Source organism: Cellulomonas sp. (assembly GCF_965229465.1).
Taxonomy (GTDB): Bacteria; Actinomycetota; Actinomycetes; order Actinomycetales; family Cellulomonadaceae; genus Cellulomonas.
The window spans coordinates 1,669,106-1,686,165 of sequence record NZ_OZ245882.1; the positions used below are offsets into that span (position 1 = coordinate 1,669,106).

Consider the following 17,060-nt stretch of genomic DNA (forward strand, 5'->3'; position numbering starts at 1 on the left):
CGCACGGCCGGTGCCCGCACACCGAGGAGGACGCGATGAGCCACTACCTGCTGAGCGTGATGGAGCCCGCCGGTCCCATGCCGGACCCCGAGTTCCTGGAGCCGATCATGAAGGCGGTCGGCGACGTCGACCAGGCCATGAAGGACGCCGGGATCTGGGTCTACGCGGGCGGGCTGCACGACCCGAGCACCGCGACCGTGCTGCGCGCCAAGGACGGCGACGTGATCCCGACCGACGGCCCGTTCGTCGAGGCCAAGGAGCACCTGGGCGGCTTCACGATCATCGATGCCGACGACCTCGACGCGGCCCTCGACTGGGGCGGCAAGCTGGCCGTCGCCACGGGGCTGCCGATCGAGGTGCGGCCGTTCCGCTACCAGTGACCGACGAGGACGCGATCGCGCGGGTGTTCCGCGCGGAGCACGGCCGCGCGGTCGCGGTCCTCGCCCGGTCGTTCGGCGACCTCGACGTCGCAGAGGAGGCGGTGCAGGACGCGTTCGTCGCCGCGGTCCAGCGCTGGCCCGCGGACGGCGTCCCACCCAGCCCGGCCGGCTGGATCATCACCACGGCCAAGCGCAAGGCGATCGACCGGCTGCGCCGCGAGGCGTCCCGCGACGACCGGCACGCGCAGGCGGCCCTGCTGCACGAGCGCGAGGAACCGGTGGAGGTGGGGCCCGTGCGCGACGACCGGCTCCGGCTCGTGTTCACGTGCTGCCACCCGGCGCTGTCCGTCGAGGCGCAGGTGGCGCTCACCCTGCGCCTGCTCGGCGGGCTGACCACCGAGGAGATCGCCCGGGCGTTCCTGGTGCCGGAGCCGACGATGGCGCAGCGGCTGGTGCGCGCCAAGGGCAAGATCCGCGACGCCCGCATCCCCTACCGGGTGCCCCGGGACGCCGACCTGCCCGACCGGCTCCGGGCCGTGCTGGCGGTGGTCTACCTGGTGTTCACCACCGGCTCGGCCGCCCTCACCCGCGACGACCTGTGCGCGGAGGCGATCCGGCTGGGCCGCGTCCTGGTCGAGCTCATGCCCGACGAGCCCGAGGCGCTCGGCCTGCTCGCCCTCATGCTCCTCACGGACGCCCGCCGGGACGCCCGCGTCTCCGCGGCGGGCGGGCTGGTGCTCCTGCGCGACCAGGACCGCTCGCTCTGGGACGACGGGCAGCTCGACGAGGGGCGTGAGCTCGTGCGTCGGTGCCTGCGGCGCGACCACCTCGGTCCGTACCAGCTCCAGGCGGCGATGCAGGCGGTGCACAGCGAGCCGGCGGGAACCGACTGGCGGCAGATCGTGCTCCTGTACGACCAGCTGATGTCCGTCGCGCCCAGCCCGGTGGTCGCGCTCAACCGCGCGGTCGCCGTCGCGGAGCTGGAGGGGCCCGCGGCCGGGCTGGCCCTGGTGGACGTGCTGCCGCTGGAGCGCTTCTACCTGTTCCACGCGGTCCGCGCCGATCTCCTGCGCCGCCTCGACCGGCCGACGGAAGCGGCGGCCGCCTACGACGCCGCGCTCGCCCTGACCGCCAACGACGCGGAGCGTGAGTTCCTCACCCGCAGCCGGGACGCGCTCAGCCCAGCCGGCTGACCAGTCCCGCGCGGACGGCGAACCACTCCGCGGCGACGATCGAGAAGTACGCCGTGTCCCGCAGACCGCCGTCGGTGGCCACCGTGTGGACGCGGCGGACCCCCTCGAACGCCCCGCCGATCCGCTCGATCGCCGCGCGTGAGGCCGCGTTGCGCGCGTCGGTCTTCAGGGTCACGCGCAGGGACTTCCACGACTCGAACGCGTGCGTGAGCAGCAGCAGCTTGGTCTCGGTGTTCACCGCGGTGCGCTGCGCCGACGCCGCGTACCAGGTGCTCCCGATCTCGGCGACGGACGGGGGATTCTCGTCGCTCGGCGCACCGCCGACGCCGATGCCCGGAGGCCACGGCGCCGGGTTCTCGAACACCTCGAGGTCGAGGAACCGGGTGCTGCCGACGAGCGCCCCGTCCGACAGCCGGCGCACCGCGAACGGGACCGAGCGGCCCCCGCCGGCGTGCTCGAGGGCGGCCTCGACGTAGGTCCGGGTCTCGTCGAGGCCGTCGGGCACCCACGTGAACCCGTAGCTGCCACGTTCCTCGGCGGCGGCCACGGCCAGCGCGTCGACGTGCGCGGGGGCGAGCGGCTCGAGCTGGACGTGCCGGCCGGTCAGGGTGAAGGGCGCGATCATGCGGCCATCGTGCCCGACGTCCTCACGCCTCGGCGTGCGCGTTCGCCTCGCGGATCGCCCGGCGCCCGCCCGGGACCACCAGCGCCAGCGCGACCACGAGCAGCAGCGCGATCCCCGCCCAGATCAGCAGTGACTCCACCGAGAACCGGTCCGCGAGCGGCCCGAACACCGCCATGCCGAACGGCATCGACACGGCCATGACGATGCCGACGAACCCGAACACCCGCCCCTGCATCTCCGGTTCCACGGTCTCCTGCAGCACCGTGAACGAGGGCGTGGAGAACGCCGGCACGGACAGCCCGAGCAGGAACATGAACCCGAAGAACACCCAGAGGTTGGTGGACAGGCCGAGCCCGACGGAGATGCCGCCGAACAGCAGCGTGGAGCCCAGGATCATCCGGACCCGGTTCCACGTCCCTGCCCAGGCGGCCACCGCCGCGCCGCCGAGCACCATGCCGATGCTGAACGCGAGCTCGTTGGCGGTCAGCTTCCACACCTCGTCGCCGAAGGTCCGCACGATCATCAGCGGCGTGAGGAACGAGGGCGCCACGATGAGCACGAACACGACGGCGTACAGGACGAGCACCCAGCGGACGAACGCGTGCGAGACGACGTACCTGACTCCGCCGACCAGGTCGTCGAAGTAGCCCAGGTGCTCGGTCTCCGCCGACCGCACCAGCCGCGGGACCGTGACCAGCAGAAGCAGGCCGATCCCGATCACGGCCGTGACCACGTCGATGTAGAACACGGCGACGATCGACAAGCTCGCGTAGACCGCGGCCGCGGCCGCCGGCGCGACGAGCATCATGGCCGACTGGATGGTCCCGTTGATGCCGTTGACGCGCATGAGCTTGTCCGCCGGCACGATCTGCGGCAGCAGCGCGGCGACCGCGGGCATCTGGATCCCGGCGCCGGCCGACCTGATGGCGATCGCCACGAAGATCAGCCAGAGGTCGGTGGCCCCGGCCGCCATGAACATCGCGAGCGCCAGCGTGACGACCGCGATCGTGGCGTCCGCGCCGATGATCAGCTTCTTGCGGTCCAGCCGGTCCGCCCACACGCCGCCGAAGATCGAGAGGACCGCCTGCGGCAGGAACCCGAACACCGCGTACATGGCCATGACCCCGCCGGACTTGGTCTCCAGGGTCAGGTGCCACATCACGGCGTACTGGACGAGCATCGAGCCGAACAGCGAGACCGTCTGGCCGGACAGGAAGATCGTCACGTCCCGGCGCCAGCCGGGCGGCTCGGGCGCGGGGACCTCCACGTCCGTCCGCGTCGGTTCGGTCATGTCCCCATGCTGTCAGCCGCCTCCGACATCGTGCCCGGCCGCGGCCGCTCGCTCCATCAGCAGGCTCCGTTCACGCTGCGTCGGGGCCAGCGCGGCCGCCCGCTCCAGCTCGTCGGCCGCCTCGTCGGCCCGCCCGAGCCGGAGCAGCACGTCCCCGCGGACCGCCCCGTACAGGTGGTACCGCGCCAGCCGCGGGTCGGCGTGCAGGGCGTCGAGCGCGTCGAGGGCCGCCTGCGGTCCGTCCGCGTACAGCACCGCGACCGCCCGGTTCAGGTCGACCACCGGCGACGGTGCCAGCTGCGCCAGCGCGTCGTAGAGGGCCACGATCGCCTCCCAGTCGGTCTCCTCGAACGACCGCGCGCGGCTGTGGCACGCCGCGATCGCCGCCTGCACCGTGTACGGACCGAGCGGTCGGCGCAGCGAGATCGACCGGTCGAGGGCCCCGAGGCCGTGCTCGATGAGCGTCCGGTCCCACCGCCGGCGGTCCTGGTCCTGGAGCAGGACGCCGTCGCCGCGGGCGTCGAAGCGGGAGGCCTGGAGCTCCATCAGGGCGACCAGCCCGTGCACCTCCGGCTCGCGCGGGAGGAGCCCGGCGAGCACCCGGCCCAGGCGCATCGCCTCGTCGGCCAGGTCCCGGCGCACCCACCGGTCGCCGCTGGTGGACGAGTGGCCCTCCGTGAAGATCAGGTAGACCACCTCGAGCACCGAGCCCACCCGCGCCGGGAGTGCGTCAGCCTGCGGCACCTCGAACGGCACCTGGGCCTCCGCGAGCGTGCGCTTCGCGCGGGAGATCCTTTGGCCGATCGTCGGCGACGGCACGAGGTAGGCCCGGGCGATCTCGTCGGTGGTCAGGCCACCGAACAGCCGGAGCGTGAGCGCGATCCGCGACTCCCGCGGCAGCACCGGGTGGCAGGTGAGGAACACCAGCGAGAGCAGGTCGTCACCGATGGGCTCGTCGACGATCCGGTCCGCGGCGGCCGCGTCGACCGACGAGTGTGCGAGGAGCGCGTACTTGGCGTCGCGGTTCTGCTCCCGGCGGACCAGGTCGATCGCCCGGTGCCGCGCCGTGACCCTCAGCCACGCGCCGGGCGAGTCCGGGACGCCCGTGACCGGCCACTGCTCCAGCGCGGCCACGAACGCGTCCTGCGCCAGCTCCTCGGCGAGCCCGACGTCCCGGACCAGGCGGGTGAGCGAGGCGATGAGCCGCGGCGACTCGATCCGCCAGATGACCTCGACCGTCCGCCGCGCGTCGCCCATCAGCCCTGCTGGGCCTTCAACCGGTCGACGATCGCCTGCTCCCGCTCCAGCACCTCCGACGAGACCACCTGCGCGAAGTCCTCCATCTCGAAGAACGGCCGGATCTCCAGCACCGACCGCAGGCCCTGCGTGGACGGGCACCGCTTGGCCCACTCGACCGCCTCGTCCAGCGAGCTCACCTGCCAGATCCAGTAGCCGGCGATGATCTCCTTGGCCTCCGCGAACGGGCCGTCGACCACCGAGACCTCGCCGCTGGTGTCCCAGACCACCTTGGCGCCGGCCCTGCTGGGCTGGAGTCCCTCGCCGGCGAGCATGATCCCGGCGTTCACCAGCTGCTCGTTGTAGACGTTCATCACCCGGAACATCTCGTCCGTGGGAGCGATCTTGTCCTCGTCGGCGCCGTCGCCCTTGATCATGACCAGGACCTTCATGGTGCTCTCCTCCGCTCGGTGGCCTCCTCGACGCTAGTGCCGGGGACGGGCCTTCACCATGGACGTCGAACGGGCGGGGCGTTCTTCGACAGGGGTGGCGACGAGCTCGCGTGGGAGGCTGGTCCGGTGAAGCTCTTCGTGCGTCGAGGTGCAGTTCTGGCGGACGTCGGTGACGGGTTCGTCGCCGGCGAGGCGGTGGCGCTCCAGACCGGGTTCGTGGGCGCCCTGGGTCCTGCGGAGCGCGCCTCGCACGCGCCGGTCCACGTCGAGCTGACGCTCGAGTCCGAGGGCGGTAGGCGCATCGTCGTCGTGTGCCGCAACCACGTCGTGGGGTTCGTGCCGCCGTCGCACGAGGAGGCCGTGCGCGCACAGCTGGCCGCCGCCGGCCGGGCGCGGCTGGAGACCCCCGGGCAGGCGTTCCACGACGCCGAGGGATGGTGGCGGCTGTGGGTCGGGCCGCCCCGCGCCGGCGACTTCCCAGGCCCCGAACCCGGGGCCGACACCCTCGGGGTACCGCGTCGCAAGATCTTCGGCATCTCCCTCCCAGACGATGAGGGCTAAGGTAGGTGTACTAGTTCGTCTACCAAGGAGATCTCTCGTGGCCGCTCTCTACACCGCCATCGCCACCGCGACCGGGGAGGGGCGTGCCGGAGGGCGTGCCGTCAGTGACGACGGGACCCTCGACCTCACGCTCGCCGTCCCCGCCGCCCTCGGCGGTCGTGGCGGCGGCACCAACCCGGAGCAGCTCTTCGCCGCCGGCTGGGCGTCGTGCTTCCACTCGGCCCTCAAGACGGTCGCGTCCGCGGAGAAGACCCCGCTCGCCGACTCGGCGGTCGTCGCGGAGATCGGCCTGGTGACCACCGACACGGGCGGCTTCACCATCGAGGCGGCCCTGCACACCGAGATCTCCGGGCTCGACCAGGCCACGGCCGAGCGGCTCGTGGCCCGCGCGCACGAGGTCTGCCCCTACTCCAACGCCACGCGGGGCAACATCGCCGTCCGCCTGACGACGACCACGGACGCCGCATGAACCTCGGACGCACGGCGCGCGCGCTCGCCACGGTGCTTCGCGGCGACGTCGTCGCGGACCCGCCGAGCCGGCGCAGCGGCGTGCTCCGGACGGTCGGGCGCGTGTGGCTCGGCGCGACCCTCGCCCTCGCGGGGACCTCGCACCTGACGGTCGCGCGCGAGGAGTTCCAGGCCCAGGTGCCCACGTGGTTCCCGGCCGACCCGGACGCGGTCGTGCTCGCGTCCGGCGTGGTGGAGATCGCGCTCGGGGTGGCCCTGCTCGCCGCGCCGGGACGTCGGCGTGCGGCCGTCGGGTGGATCGCCGCCGGCTTCTTCGTGGCGATCTTCCCCGGCAACATCTCCCAGCTGGTCACCCGGACGGACGCCTTCGGGCTCGAGTCCGACACGGCCCGCGCCGTGCGCCTGCTCGGGCAGCCTGTGCTGGTGCTCTGGGCCCTGTGGTCCACCGGCGCGTGGCGCTCGCTGCGCGCTGCCCAGGCGGCACAGTGAGGGAGACCCTCGTCGACGTCCCGGGCCTGCACGCTCCCGTGGTCGGGCGGCCCACCCGCGACGGCGGACAGTCCGAGGTCGCCCGCCGCATCCTCGAGACGGCGGCGCCCCGGTTCTACCTCGAGGGGATCCGCGCGGTCAGCGCCGACGCCGTGATGGCCGAGGCCGGCGTGACCAAGGTGACCTTCTACCGGCACTTCCCGACGAAGGACCACCTCGTCGAGGCCTACCTGGAGACGGTCGCCGCGGCGGAGCGGCACGCGGTCGTGTCCTGGCGCGCGGAGCACGTCGGTGACCCGACGGCGGTCCTGGCGGCCTACGCCGACCAGCTCGCGGCCCAGGTGTGCGGGGCCGCGTTCCGCGGGTGCCCGTTCCTCAACGCGGCCGCGGAGTACCCCGACGTGGCGCACCCGGTCCGTGCCGTGGCCGAGCGGCACCGTCAGTGGCTCCGGGACGTGGCGGAGGAGCTGGTCGCTGAGCTGGGCCTGGCCGAGCCCCGCTCCGTCGCGGTGCAGCTCGTCATGCTGCGCGACGGGGCCATGGCCACCGGCGCGGGGGTCGAGCCGGCAGACGTCGGCCGGGCGCTCCACCGCGCGGGCCGAGCCGTCCTGCGCACCTGACGACGAAGGGCCCGACCACCCGGCCGGGCCCCTCGTCATCCACCGGTCAGGGGACCGGCCACTCCACCACCGTGCTCGGGCCCGCGAAGGTCGGCGTCACGGGGTCGCCCGTGTCGTTGACCACGTGGTCGATGGTGCCCGCCGCGTTCAGCGAGACCGTCAGCACGTGGTGCAGCTTCACGCCCGGCGTGACCGGCACCTCGTACGCCCGGCTGAGGTGCAGGGTCGGGTTCACGTTGGTGTAGATGTACGCGCCCATGCCCCAGCCCTCGTGCACCTTGACCTTGTCGCCCACCTTGTAGGCGGCCCAGCCGTTCACGCCGTCGTGCTGCCAGGACGCCTGGTCGGGAGCGTCGTACGGCAGCTCGTTCTGGAACATGATCGTCTTGCCGCGCTCGCCGTTCCAGACGACGTTGTACTTCTGGTAGTGCTCGGAGAACAGGCCGGTCGCGGTCACGTCGTTGCCGTTGACCAGCACGCCGGTGTCGGCCGTGTTGACCGTCCAGCCGACGCCCGTGCCGTGGTCGGCCCGCCACGCCCACGTGTGGTCGATGATCGTCTGGTTGGTGTTGACCACCAGGCTCTGCGTGGCCTTGCCGACGTGCTCGCCGCCGATCCGGAAGAACACGTCCTGCACCGCGGTCGGGTTGCTCGCGCTGCTCAGCAGCGGCCGCTTGTGCTTGCCGTCCAGCGCAGAGATCTTGGTGCCCAGCGCCAGGAGCGCCGGGGAGTTCGTCGTGCCGGCGTCGAACATGACGCCGGCGATGTCGATGCCCGGGACGTCGAGCGTCTGCATGGCCACCACGCCCTTGTCGGGGACGATCGTCGCCAGGCCGAGGCCGAGCACCACCTGGTTCGGCCACAGCACGTTGAGCGTCTTGTTCACGTGGTAGACGCCGGGCGTGAGCAGCACGTTCTTGCCCGCCGCCAGCGCCTGGTTGATCTTGCCGGCGGAGTCACCGGGCTTGGCGACGAAGAACTTGCTCAGCGGCAGCGAGCGCCCGGCCGTGCTGCCCGCGGCCCAGCTGGCGCCGGCCGAGTCCTTCTGCGCCGACGGGACGAAGACGTTGTACTTCCCGGCGTCGTCCACGTAGAGGTACGGCTTCTCCTTGGAGGCCGGCGTGGTGTCGAGCGTCGTGTACTTGGGCTCGCCGACCACCGGACTGAAGTCCGAGGCGGGAGCGCCCTGGACGCCGGCGAACACCTGGTTCCAGACGCTGTTGCTCCAGCCGGCCACCGAGCCGTTGCGGACCAGGAACTGCTGCTGGCTGCCGCTGACCACGAACGGGAGCGCCGAGTCGGCGATGAACCCGCCGGACGCGTACTGCGGGCCGGCCGTGCAGTAGTCCATCAGGCTGACGTTGGCGCCGGTCACGCTCACGCGGCGCATCGGGGCGGCCTGCGAGACGGCCCAGAAGTTGGCGGAGCTGCGGCAGCCGTCCGCGGTGCCCGGGGCGTAGTGGATGCTCAGGTTGGACAGCGAACGCCAGAAGTTCACCAGCGCGGTGCAGTCCGTGGGGGCGCCCTCGGGCGTCGGGAAGCACTGGTTGTAGACCTCGATGGCGCCGTTGATGACGACGTCGCCGGGGTCCTGCCCGAGGCCGGCCACCTCGGTGAAGTAGCCCACCTGGAAGCGCAGCGGCTGCTCCGGGGTGCCGTAGGTGCCGGGCTTGAACAGCAGGGCGTAACGCCCGTCGCCGAACTGCGCCGGGACCTGCTGCGCGGCGATGGCGTCGACGGTCGCCTGGATCTCGGCGATCGGCTGGCTCGGGTCGAACACGATCGTGTTCGGGCCGAGGTCGACCGGGGGGGCCGCCTGGGCGGGGGAGGAGATCAGGGGGACCAGGGCGACGGCGAGCGCGGTGGCCAGCACCGTCGCGGTCCGTCGGCGGCGGGGATCCGCCGGGCTCTCAGCATGCAGACGCCTACGAAGGAGCATGGAGGGGTGACCTTTCTCGGCACAGGGCACGTCGCAGGACGGACCCCCGCACGCGAGAGGAGGCACCGCCGTTGGCACCGCGGACCAGACAATCTGCTGCTGGCCAGGACAAAAGGTACTCAGTTAGTGACTCGTGTCAACCCTGACAGGTCGGTAAGTGTTTCCCCGATCGGGTGACGTTCCCGCTGGTCAGCCCGTCTGGGCCAGCCGGGCGATCCACGACGGGGTGGTCCGGCCGCGCCCGCGGTCGGTGACCACGCGCAGCCGCGCAGCCGCCACCTCGGACCGTGAGACCGGGACGACCGGCCGCGCGGTGGACGGTCGCACCGGGGTCAGGTCGTCGGCGGCGGGCACGAAGTCCGCATCGTCGCCGGCCCCCCGCTCCGCGGCGGCGTCCAGCACGTCGAGCGACAGGCCTGCCAGGAACGCCTCGTCGTCGGGACCCGCCAGCGGGGACGACGCCAGCAGCACCAGCGCGTCGAACCCCACCGCCCGCTTGCTCTCCTCCGGCGAGAACGACAGGTCCACGGCCCACTGCACGCGCGCCCACCACTGGGCCCGGGAGTCGGCGCCCGTGCGCTGCCGCACCGTCAGGATCCCGACGATCAGCGCACCGATCGCGCCGAAGGCCGCCACGAGCGGACCGATCGTCGCGACGACCACGTACCAGGACTCGTCCACCGTCGCGCCCACCAGCCCTTCTGCCAGCCCGCTCATCCAGCCCCCCGGTCGATGACGGTCGCGAGCGTAGCGGGCCCGGGTCGATAGTGGACCGACACGACTCGCGACGCTCGAGGGAGAGCCCGATGGCCGGCACGGGAACCAAGGACGACCCCTGGCAGCTCACCACGGCTCCCGGCTCGTCGGCCTACACGATGTACCGGGACGAGTCCGCCGACCCGCCCGCGCTCGTCTGCCAGGTGGGCTCGACGACGCTGAAGTACCACCTCAGCGCGGTCGAGGACCTGCACGCGTGGCTCCTGGCCCAGGGCGACCCGGTACCGCTCGGCGCCGCGGACGAGCTGAAGCCGGCCGCGCCCGGGACCGTCGAGGCGTGGGGTCGCGACGAGTCCAACCCTGTCGGCGGCTGGTACGGGCTGCGCAAGGGCTACCGCGGCCGGTTCGGCATGTACCTGCCCCCGCTCCTCGAGGCCCTCGGCCTGGCGGAGCTGACCCACGACGCCCGCAACAACACGGTCCGCGGCCTGCCGGGCTGAGGGCCCGCTGAGAGGTCCGGGCGCCCGCGTCGGGCTCCCCCTAGCGTGACTGCCATGACGATCGCCACGGCGTGGGGCGTGACCGCGGCCGAGCAGGACGGCTCCTACCCGTGCGACGCCCTGGTCCCGGCTCCCGCGCGGCGGCTGTTCCGCGGCGTGGACGTCGCGGCGCCGCCTGACGTGGTCTACCGGTGGCTGTGCCAGTTCCGCGTCGCGCCCTACAGCTACGACTGGATCGACAACGGCGGCCGCCGCAGCCCGCGCAGGCCGCTGCCCTGGACGTGGGACCTGGAGGTGGGTCAGACGTTCTCGCGGATCTTCACGCTCGTCTCGTTCGTCCCCGACGAGCATCTGACCGTGCGGATGAACCGCTCCGGCAGTCGGCTGTTCGGGGACGTCGCCGTCACCTACGCGGTCCTGGCGGCAGGTCCGTCGCGCAGCCGGCTCGTGGCCGTGCTCCGCACCCCGCAACCCACCGGCCGGGTGGGGTCGGTGGGTACGTGGCTGCTGGCGTGGGGCGACCTCGTGATGATGCGCAAGCAGCTCCTCACGTTCGCGCGCCTCGCGGCCGCGGAGCACCGCGCTCAGTCCAGCGTGTAGTCGAACCGCATCCGGTGCGTGCCGTCGGCGTCGATCTCCAGGGCACCGCCGCCGGTGATGCCCGTGAGCTCGCCCGTCCCGCTCGACGCGACGATGGCGAAGTGCTGGTCGTACGCGTCCGTCCCGTGGGTCGACGCCACGTGGACGAAGTTGAACGTGCCGGTCCGCCCGTCGAGGCTCCCCTCGAACGACTCCATCGCGACGTACGTGCCGACGCCGCGCTCCGGGTCGAACGCCGACGTGAACAGGGTGGTCGAGCGCCCCTCGACGTCGCCGGAGTACTGCTTGACCATCGTCGCGACCCCCACCGCGAGCGCCGTGCTGACCGGCGCTGCGTCCGGCGCCACCGGCACCGCGGTGAACCCGCTGACCGTGAACGTTCCCTCGGTGATCATGGTCGGGACGCTAGCGGGGACCGCTGACACCGCCGTACATGCCGGTCAGCTCGGCACCGAGGGCCGCCAGCTCCGCGCGCACGACGTCCGGCCCGACCACCTCGACCGCCGACCCGAACCCCGCGAGCTGCTCCGCGACGGACCGGGCGGTGTGCGACCCCACCTCGAGCCTGACCCGACCGTCGGCCTCGGTCCCGACGACTGCGGCGTGCCGGCCGAACCGGTCCTGGACCACGCGCCCGACGAACGGGGTGGTCAGGACGGTCGCGGTCACGCGGGAGCGCCGCTCCTCCATCTCGTCGACCACCGACTCCCAGATCCCGGCCACGTCGAGGTCGTCGGGCCGCGCGGCCGGGGTGTCCTCGACCACCAGCTGCACGATCCGGTCCAGCCGGAACGTGCGCCGGCCCGCGGGCGTCCCGGCCACGAGGTACCAGCGCTCACCCTTGTCGACGAGCGCCCACGGGTCGACGATCCGCTCGGACTCGCCGCCACGGCCGCGGTACGCGAGCGTCACCTGCCGCCGGCGCACGACCGCCCCCTGGAGCTCCTCCACCCACGGCTGCCGCGCCCGGGCCGGCGAGCCCCACCCGACCGGGTCCACCAGCACCGCACGCCCGGCCGCCTCGGCCTCCGCCCGGAACGTCGCCGGCAGCGCCCGGACCAGCTTGCGGAGGGCCGACGTGGCCTCGGCCGACCGGTCGGAGGACGACCCGAGCAGCAGGAACAGCGCCTGCGCCTCGGGCGCGGTCAGCCCGGTGAGGTCGGTCCGTGCGCCCCCGACGAGCGACCAGCCGCCGCCGCGTCCCGATTGCGGGTAGACCGGGATGCCTGCCGCAGAGAGTGCCTCGAGGTCACGCCGGGCTGTCGCGACCGACACCTCGAGCTCGTCGGCGACCTCGGCGGCGGTCACCCGGCCGCGCGCCTGCATCAGCAGGAGGGTGGCCACCAACCGGTCTGCGCGCATGCCTCAAGGATGGGTCAGAAAGTGCTCAGAAGGTGAGCACTTAGGCGCGGAGAGTGGAGACATGAACACACACGAGAACACCTTCCGTGGCCTGGCCAACGTCTCCTTCTTCGCCGACGACCTCGACGCCGCCCGCACCTGGTACACCGAGCTGTTCGGCTTCGAGCCGTACTTCGCCCGCGACGGGTACGTCGAGTTCCGGATCGGCGACCACCTCGACGAGCTCGGGATCATCGACCGCAGCTACGTCCCGGGCGGGGGCGGCCCGAGCGGCGCGGTGGTCTCGTGGCACGTCGACGACCTCGAGGGCACCCTCGCCCGCCTGATCGCCCTCGGCGCCACCGAGCACGAGGGCATCCGCGAGCGCGGCGAGGGCTTCACCACCGCCTCCGTGGTCGACCCGTTCGGCAACCTCATCGGCATCATGACCAACCCGCACTGGCTGGAGATCGTCAGCTGATCCGCTGCTTCGCCTGCATGTAGTGCGCGCGCCCCTCGGGATCCAGCCGCTCCAGGGAGTACCGCAGAGTGGTTCGCGGCATCGTCGCGGCGTGCTCGTCGAGGTAGGCAAGGAGCCGCCCCTCGTCCTTCTTGCCCGCCTCGCGCAGCATCCACCCGATCGCCTTGTGCATGAGGTCGTGCCGGTCCGCCTCCAGCAGCGCGGCCAGCGCGAACGTGTCGTCCAGCGACCCGGCACGGATCAGGGGGAACGTCCCGACGATCGCGATGCGTCGCTCCCACAGGAGGTCCGAGGCCGCCAGGCGGTAGAGCACGTCGGTCGGCAGGCCGGCCAGCACCGCGCGGCCGAGCACGTCCGGCGCGCTGGCGTCGACCAGGTCCCAGTTGTTCACGCGGTCGGTGCGCCGCAGGTACAGGTCGAGCAGCTCGCGCCGACGCTCCGACGAGGTCCGCTTCGCGGCGCACTCGAGCGCCATGATCTTCAGCGCCAGCAGCCGCACCTCGTGCCGCTCGTCGGCGAGCAGCTCCTCCAGCGACGCCACCGGCAGGCCCAGGCTCGCCCTGGCGACCACCGTCACCTGCGGCACGGTCAGCCCGAGGAACCGGTCGCCCTCGCCGTACTCCCCCGGCCCGCTCTTGAAGAACCGTGCCATCCCGGCCGCCCGCTCGGGGTCCGCCATCGCGAGAAGGCGGTCGACGGCGGTGCTCATCCGGCGGTGCTCATCCGACGGTGCTCATCCAACGGTGACCGTCAGGACGGCGACGTCGTCGCGACGGATCTCCGCCGGGGCCAGCGCCTCGATCAGCTTCCAAGGCTCTCCGGACGCCGCCGAGACGACCGTGGCGACCAGCCGGGCGAGGCCCGCGCGCAGGTTCTCCCGCCGACGCTCCACCAGGCCGTCCGTGTAGAGGACGAGCACATCACCGGGGAACAGCGTGACGGTGTGGTCGTGGCGGGCCACCCCCGCCCGGAACCCGAGCAGCATGCTCGGCCCCCCCTCCAGCAGGTCGGCCGTGCCGTCGGTCCGCAGCAGCACGGGGGGCGGGTGGCCCGCGCTGGACCACCGCAGCTCCCGCCCGCCGTCCGCGCCCGGCGGGTCCAGGTGCGCCAGCACGGCAGAGCCCGTCGCCCGCAGCCCCACGCCCAGGTTCGCGTCGTCCAGTCGGCGCAGGATGGCGCCGGGCGGCTCCTGGAAGGTCCAGGTCAGCCCGCGCAGCATGGACCGGAGCTGCCCCATGAGAGCCGCAGCCCCCATGTCGTGCCCGGTCACGTCGCCGATCATCAGCGCCGTCGACCCGTCGGGCAGCGCGATGGCGTCGTACCAGTCCCCGCCGACGTCCTCGCCCATCGAGGCCGGGGCGTACGCGGCGGTGATCGTGAGGCCGTCGACCGTCGGCAGGTCCGTCAGCATGGCGGCCTGGAGCACGTGCGCGACCTCCCGCCGCTCCTCCAGCAGCTGCGCGCGGTCGAGCGCCAGGGCGGCGTACGCGGCCAGCGCGCTGAGCACCGACCGGGCGTCGGCGTCCATGTCCCGGGGCAGCTCCCACCGGAGCATCACCGCGCCCAGCACCCCGGTGGCCGCGGTCAGCGGCAGGATCGCCAGCGCCCCGGCGCCACCGAGGCCCGCTGTCGCCGGGAAGGCGGCCGACATCGCCGCCCCGTCCTCGAAGATCTGCGGGGCCCCGCTGGTCACCCCCACCACGGACGGCCACCGCGCGTCGGAGAGCGCCACGTCCCCCCACAGCGCCGCCGGCACCCCGTCGACCTCGTCGTAGCGCACCCAGCGCAGGTGGTGCTCGTGCACCACCGCCACCGCGGTCCGCCGAGAGCCGGCCGCCGTCACCGCCACCCGCTGGATGGTGTCGAGGACGTCGTCGACGGAGACCGCGTCCGCGAACGCCTCCGACATGAGGAGCATCAGGCGGGCGTGCCGGTCGCTCTGCGTGGCCGAGCGCTGGGCCCGGCGCGCCCGCTCGCCGAGCGCTCGCAGCTGGACCTCCGACGAGCACGCCTGCGCCAGGTCGGAGAGCACCGCGAGCTCCTCCGGCGTCCACTCCCGCGGCTGGTCGTCGATCGCGCACAGGGAACCGACCGCTCGCCCGTCCAGGTCGTGCAGCGGGAAGCCGGCGTAGGCGATGGCACTCAGGTCCGGGATCGCGAGGTTGTCGCGCAGGAAGTCGACATCGCGCGCGTCGGCGACCACGAGCGGCGCGTCCGAGCTCACCACGTACTGGCAGAACGAGTGCGACAGCTCCGTCCCGCGCCGCGACATCCACGGCTCGGGCAGCCCGAGCGCTCCCGGGAACACCTGGCCGACCTCGTCGACGAACGACACCAACGACACCGGAGCGCCGACGTACGCCTGCGCGAGGCGCGCGAACCGCTGGTACGTCGGGTCGGCCTGACCCTCGGGCCCGGCGTACGCATCGCTCACGGGCTGATTGTGCCTGCCGCCGGCCCCATGTCGCAGTCCGGCAGCTCTACGGCAGCGTCCCGACGACCGCGGTGGCCTCGGTGTCCTCGTCGACGACCACCCGCGCCACCAGCCCGGCGGCGGTGAACGCGGTCACGGCGGACGGCACCTGGGCCTCGCTGGTCTCCACCAGCAGGTGACCGCCGGGCGCCAGCCACCCGGGCGCGACCGACGCCACGCGGCGCAGCACGTCCAGGCCGTCGGAGCCGCCGTCCAGCGTGACGCGCGGCTCGTGCAGCCGGGCCTCGGGCGGCATGAGGCCGATCGCGTCGGTGGGCACGTAGGGAACGTTGGCGACGAGCAGCTGGACCCGACCGCGCAGCGACGCCGGCAGCGGCTGGTCCAGGTCCCCCTCGAACACCTGCCCCCCGATCGCCCCGACGTTCCGGCGCGCGCAGCGGACCGCGGCGGGCTCCACGTCGGCCGCATACAGCTCCACCGACCCGAGCGCGTGCGCGAGCGCCACCCCGAGCGCCCCGGAGCCGCAGCAGAGGTCCAGCACGACCACCGGCTCTGCGATCCGCGGGGCCAGCCGTGCGGCCTCCCGGACCAGCAGCTCGGTGCGGCGGCGCGGCACGAACACCCCGGGGTCGATGCCGATCCGCAGCCCGCAGAACTCCGCCCACCCGACGATGACCTCGAGCGGCTCCCCGGCGACGCGGCGCGCGACCAGCGCCTCGAGGTCGTCGGACCCCGTCTCGAGCAGGAGCGTCGCCTCGTCCTCGGCGAACACGCAGCCGGCGGAGCGCAGCGTGGCGGTGATCTGCTCGTGGGTCAGGGGCACGGCGGGCAGGCTACGCCAGCGCTCACTCCTGCGTGATGCGCAGGATCACCCGGTTGTCGTCGCCCTTGCGGCCCAGCTTCTCGATGCCCATCATCACCCGGTACTCGAGGCCGTACTTCTCGATCATCACCGCGTTGCACCGCTCGCGCGCCGCGTCGTCGTCGAGGATCGTGCCGACGCCGGGCACCGTGGGGGCGTCGTCGTCGACGTTCCCGAAGCGGCTGCTCGGCGCCATCTCGACGCGGGGATCACGCCCGAGCCGCTTGACCTTGCCGCTGCCTCGCGGGGTGGTCACCAGCAGGGCGTCGCCGTCGCGGCCCACCCACACGGTCGTCGGCACACCGACACCGGACTTGCGGAACGTGGTCAGGGAGATGAACCCCTCGTCGGCGAGGGCGTCGAAAGTCGTCATGCGCGATGGTCGCCCACGCACGAGGCGGCCGCACCCCGTGGGGGTACGGCCGCCTCGGAGAGCGGGGTCAGGCGGTGGCGTAGCCGACCGGTCGCGCGGCGTCCGCGCCCCGGTAGGGGTTGGAGTCGTAGCCGAGGATGTACAGGAAGATGATCGAGAGGAAGACAAGGCCGACGGTGAAGCCCACGCCGTGGCCGAACGACGTCGACAGGCCGTGCAGCACGATGATGCCGAAGACGATCCCGACGACCGGGATCAGGAGCAGGATGAACCACCAGATCGGCTTGCCCGAGATCTTGATGAGGACGATCGTGTTCCAGATCGGGACGAACGCCTGCCAGATGGGCTCGTCGGCCTTGCGGAAGATCCCGACCAGCGCGAACGCGGCGAGCAGGTAGCCGGCGAGGCCGCCGATGAGGCCCGGGACAGGGCTCACGGCGGTGGTCGTGGTGGCCACCTCGGTGGCGAGTGTTGTGATGATCATGCGCGGAGAGTAGC

General features: G+C 72.9%; 22 protein-coding genes. 9 read left to right on the forward strand and 13 right to left on the reverse strand.

The window, feature by feature from the left end:
• Positions 1-35 precede the first annotated feature (35 nt).
• Both ACO06A_RS08080 and ACO06A_RS08085 read left to right on the forward strand, forming a co-directional pair.
• On the forward strand, positions 36-380 hold the full coding sequence (locus ACO06A_RS08080) for a YciI family protein (RefSeq protein WP_421735497.1): 345 nt from the start codon (positions 36-38) through the stop codon (positions 378-380).
• Complete coding sequence (locus tag ACO06A_RS08085; protein WP_421735498.1) at positions 377-1,573, forward strand: RNA polymerase sigma factor; 1,197 nt, start codon at positions 377-379, stop codon at positions 1,571-1,573. Before ACO06A_RS08080 ends, ACO06A_RS08085 begins: the two co-directional genes overlap by 4 nt.
• On the opposite strand, the gene ACO06A_RS08090 is transcribed toward ACO06A_RS08085, so the two are convergent.
• Genes ACO06A_RS08090 through ACO06A_RS08105 form a run of 4 tightly spaced genes read right to left on the reverse strand, consistent with a single transcriptional unit; the run spans position 1,557 to position 5,177 of the window.
• The gene (locus tag ACO06A_RS08090) at positions 1,557-2,198 is read right to left on the reverse strand and encodes a GNAT family N-acetyltransferase (protein WP_421735499.1); all 642 of its coding nucleotides are present in this window, start codon (positions 2,196-2,198) and stop codon (positions 1,557-1,559) included. The two genes, ACO06A_RS08085 and ACO06A_RS08090, sit on opposite strands and share 17 nt — an antisense overlap.
• A 22-nt stretch (positions 2,199-2,220) precedes the next feature.
• The gene (locus ACO06A_RS08095; RefSeq protein ID WP_421735500.1) at positions 2,221-3,489 is read right to left on the reverse strand and encodes an MFS transporter; all 1,269 of its coding nucleotides are present in this window, start codon (positions 3,487-3,489) and stop codon (positions 2,221-2,223) included.
• A gap of 12 nt (positions 3,490-3,501) precedes the next feature.
• Positions 3,502-4,746 carry an RNA polymerase sigma factor gene (locus ACO06A_RS08100; protein WP_421735501.1) on the reverse strand — a complete coding sequence of 415 codons (1,245 nt, stop codon included), beginning with the start codon at positions 4,744-4,746 and terminating at the stop codon, positions 3,502-3,504.
• Positions 4,746-5,177 carry a YciI family protein gene (locus ACO06A_RS08105; protein WP_421735502.1) on the reverse strand — a complete coding sequence of 144 codons (432 nt, stop codon included), beginning with the start codon at positions 5,175-5,177 and terminating at the stop codon, positions 4,746-4,748. The genes ACO06A_RS08100 and ACO06A_RS08105 overlap by 1 nt, the downstream gene beginning before the upstream one ends.
• Positions 5,178-5,303: 126 nt before the next feature.
• Here ACO06A_RS08105 and ACO06A_RS08110 point away from each other — a divergent pair, with 126 nt between their 5' ends.
• From ACO06A_RS08110 to ACO06A_RS08125, 4 genes are read left to right on the forward strand one after another with little or no spacing between them, the layout of a single operon-like run.
• Positions 5,304-5,738: a hypothetical protein gene (locus tag ACO06A_RS08110; protein WP_421735503.1), complete on the forward strand. Its 435-nt coding sequence runs from the start codon at positions 5,304-5,306 to the stop codon at positions 5,736-5,738.
• 37 nt (positions 5,739-5,775) lie between these two features.
• On the forward strand, positions 5,776-6,207 hold the full coding sequence (locus ACO06A_RS08115) for an organic hydroperoxide resistance protein (protein ID WP_421735504.1): 432 nt from the start codon (positions 5,776-5,778) through the stop codon (positions 6,205-6,207).
• Positions 6,204-6,695, forward strand: coding sequence for a hypothetical protein (locus ACO06A_RS08120; protein WP_421735505.1), 492 nt, complete (start codon positions 6,204-6,206; stop codon positions 6,693-6,695). Before ACO06A_RS08115 ends, ACO06A_RS08120 begins: the two co-directional genes overlap by 4 nt.
• Positions 6,692-7,315, forward strand: a complete 624-nt coding sequence (locus ACO06A_RS08125) for a TetR/AcrR family transcriptional regulator (RefSeq protein WP_421735506.1) — start codon at positions 6,692-6,694, stop codon at positions 7,313-7,315. The genes ACO06A_RS08120 and ACO06A_RS08125 overlap by 4 nt, the downstream gene beginning before the upstream one ends.
• Before the next feature lie 46 nt (positions 7,316-7,361).
• On the opposite strand, the gene ACO06A_RS08130 is transcribed toward ACO06A_RS08125, so the two are convergent.
• Both ACO06A_RS08130 and ACO06A_RS08135 read right to left on the reverse strand, forming a co-directional pair.
• A complete protein-coding gene (locus ACO06A_RS08130; RefSeq protein ID WP_421735507.1) occupies positions 7,362-9,254 on the reverse strand; it encodes an adenylyl cyclase in 1,893 nt (630 codons plus the stop codon).
• A 189-nt stretch (positions 9,255-9,443) separates the two neighbouring features.
• On the reverse strand, positions 9,444-9,971 hold the full coding sequence (locus ACO06A_RS08135; RefSeq protein WP_421735508.1) for a hypothetical protein: 528 nt from the start codon (positions 9,969-9,971) through the stop codon (positions 9,444-9,446).
• A gap of 89 nt (positions 9,972-10,060) precedes the next feature.
• On the opposite strand from ACO06A_RS08135, the gene ACO06A_RS08140 reads away from it, so the two are divergent.
• Positions 10,061-10,471, forward strand: a complete 411-nt coding sequence (locus ACO06A_RS08140) for a DUF6855 family protein (protein WP_421735509.1) — start codon at positions 10,061-10,063, stop codon at positions 10,469-10,471.
• A gap of 54 nt (positions 10,472-10,525) precedes the next feature.
• On the forward strand, positions 10,526-11,071 hold the full coding sequence (locus ACO06A_RS08145; protein WP_421735510.1) for an SRPBCC family protein: 546 nt from the start codon (positions 10,526-10,528) through the stop codon (positions 11,069-11,071).
• Here the strand turns inward: ACO06A_RS08145 and ACO06A_RS08150 are convergent.
• Both ACO06A_RS08150 and ACO06A_RS08155 read right to left on the reverse strand, forming a co-directional pair.
• Positions 11,056-11,466, reverse strand: a complete 411-nt coding sequence (locus tag ACO06A_RS08150) for a DUF3224 domain-containing protein (protein ID WP_421735511.1) — start codon at positions 11,464-11,466, stop codon at positions 11,056-11,058. The two genes, ACO06A_RS08145 and ACO06A_RS08150, sit on opposite strands and share 16 nt — an antisense overlap.
• Positions 11,467-11,476: 10 nt before the next feature.
• Positions 11,477-12,433 carry a helix-turn-helix transcriptional regulator gene (locus tag ACO06A_RS08155; RefSeq protein WP_421735512.1) on the reverse strand — a complete coding sequence of 319 codons (957 nt, stop codon included), beginning with the start codon at positions 12,431-12,433 and terminating at the stop codon, positions 11,477-11,479.
• Between the two features lie 61 nt (positions 12,434-12,494).
• Here ACO06A_RS08155 and ACO06A_RS08160 point away from each other — a divergent pair, with 61 nt between their 5' ends.
• A complete protein-coding gene (locus ACO06A_RS08160; protein ID WP_421735513.1) occupies positions 12,495-12,893 on the forward strand; it encodes a VOC family protein in 399 nt (132 codons plus the stop codon).
• On the opposite strand, the gene ACO06A_RS08165 is transcribed toward ACO06A_RS08160, so the two are convergent.
• From ACO06A_RS08165 to ACO06A_RS08185, 5 genes are all read right to left on the reverse strand, one after another.
• Positions 12,886-13,602, reverse strand: coding sequence for a DNA alkylation repair protein (locus ACO06A_RS08165; RefSeq protein WP_421735514.1), 717 nt, complete (start codon positions 13,600-13,602; stop codon positions 12,886-12,888). The two genes, ACO06A_RS08160 and ACO06A_RS08165, sit on opposite strands and share 8 nt — an antisense overlap.
• Before the next feature lie 24 nt (positions 13,603-13,626).
• Positions 13,627-15,327 carry a GAF domain-containing SpoIIE family protein phosphatase gene (locus ACO06A_RS08170; protein ID WP_421735515.1) on the reverse strand — a complete coding sequence of 567 codons (1,701 nt, stop codon included), beginning with the start codon at positions 15,325-15,327 and terminating at the stop codon, positions 13,627-13,629.
• 46 nt (positions 15,328-15,373) lie between these two features.
• On the reverse strand, positions 15,374-16,150 hold the full coding sequence (locus tag ACO06A_RS08175) for a putative protein N(5)-glutamine methyltransferase (protein ID WP_421735516.1): 777 nt from the start codon (positions 16,148-16,150) through the stop codon (positions 15,374-15,376).
• 22 nt (positions 16,151-16,172) lie between these two features.
• A complete protein-coding gene (locus ACO06A_RS08180; protein WP_421735517.1) occupies positions 16,173-16,562 on the reverse strand; it encodes a PPOX class F420-dependent oxidoreductase in 390 nt (129 codons plus the stop codon).
• A gap of 67 nt (positions 16,563-16,629) precedes the next feature.
• On the reverse strand, positions 16,630-17,046 hold the full coding sequence (locus ACO06A_RS08185; protein ID WP_421735518.1) for a DUF5684 domain-containing protein: 417 nt from the start codon (positions 17,044-17,046) through the stop codon (positions 16,630-16,632).
• Positions 17,047-17,060: the final 14 nt, after the last annotated feature.

Coding starts and splice junctions, on each gene's coding strand:
- ACO06A_RS08095 (WP_421735500.1), bottom strand. CDS start 3,489: ATGACCGAACCGACGCGGACGGACGTGGAGGTCCCCGCGCCCGAGCCG.
- ACO06A_RS08155 (WP_421735512.1), bottom strand. CDS start 12,433: ATGCGCGCAGACCGGTTGGTGGCCACCCTCCTGCTGATGCAGGCGCGC.
- ACO06A_RS08150 (WP_421735511.1), bottom strand. CDS start 11,466: ATGATCACCGAGGGAACGTTCACGGTCAGCGGGTTCACCGCGGTGCCG.
- ACO06A_RS08090 (WP_421735499.1), bottom strand. CDS start 2,198: ATGATCGCGCCCTTCACCCTGACCGGCCGGCACGTCCAGCTCGAGCCG.
- ACO06A_RS08145 (WP_421735510.1), top strand. CDS start 10,526: ATGACGATCGCCACGGCGTGGGGCGTGACCGCGGCCGAGCAGGACGGC.
- ACO06A_RS08080 (WP_421735497.1), top strand. CDS start 36: ATGAGCCACTACCTGCTGAGCGTGATGGAGCCCGCCGGTCCCATGCCG.
- ACO06A_RS08135 (WP_421735508.1), bottom strand. CDS start 9,971: ATGAGCGGGCTGGCAGAAGGGCTGGTGGGCGCGACGGTGGACGAGTCC.
- ACO06A_RS08160 (WP_421735513.1), top strand. CDS start 12,495: ATGAACACACACGAGAACACCTTCCGTGGCCTGGCCAACGTCTCCTTC.
- ACO06A_RS08100 (WP_421735501.1), bottom strand. CDS start 4,746: ATGGGCGACGCGCGGCGGACGGTCGAGGTCATCTGGCGGATCGAGTCG.
- ACO06A_RS08120 (WP_421735505.1), top strand. CDS start 6,204: ATGAACCTCGGACGCACGGCGCGCGCGCTCGCCACGGTGCTTCGCGGC.
- ACO06A_RS08105 (WP_421735502.1), bottom strand. CDS start 5,177: ATGAAGGTCCTGGTCATGATCAAGGGCGACGGCGCCGACGAGGACAAG.
- ACO06A_RS08165 (WP_421735514.1), bottom strand. CDS start 13,602: ATGAGCACCGCCGTCGACCGCCTTCTCGCGATGGCGGACCCCGAGCGG.
- ACO06A_RS08140 (WP_421735509.1), top strand. CDS start 10,061: ATGGCCGGCACGGGAACCAAGGACGACCCCTGGCAGCTCACCACGGCT.
- ACO06A_RS08185 (WP_421735518.1), bottom strand. CDS start 17,046: ATGATCATCACAACACTCGCCACCGAGGTGGCCACCACGACCACCGCC.
- ACO06A_RS08180 (WP_421735517.1), bottom strand. CDS start 16,562: ATGACGACTTTCGACGCCCTCGCCGACGAGGGGTTCATCTCCCTGACC.
- ACO06A_RS08130 (WP_421735507.1), bottom strand. CDS start 9,254: ATGCTCCTTCGTAGGCGTCTGCATGCTGAGAGCCCGGCGGATCCCCGC.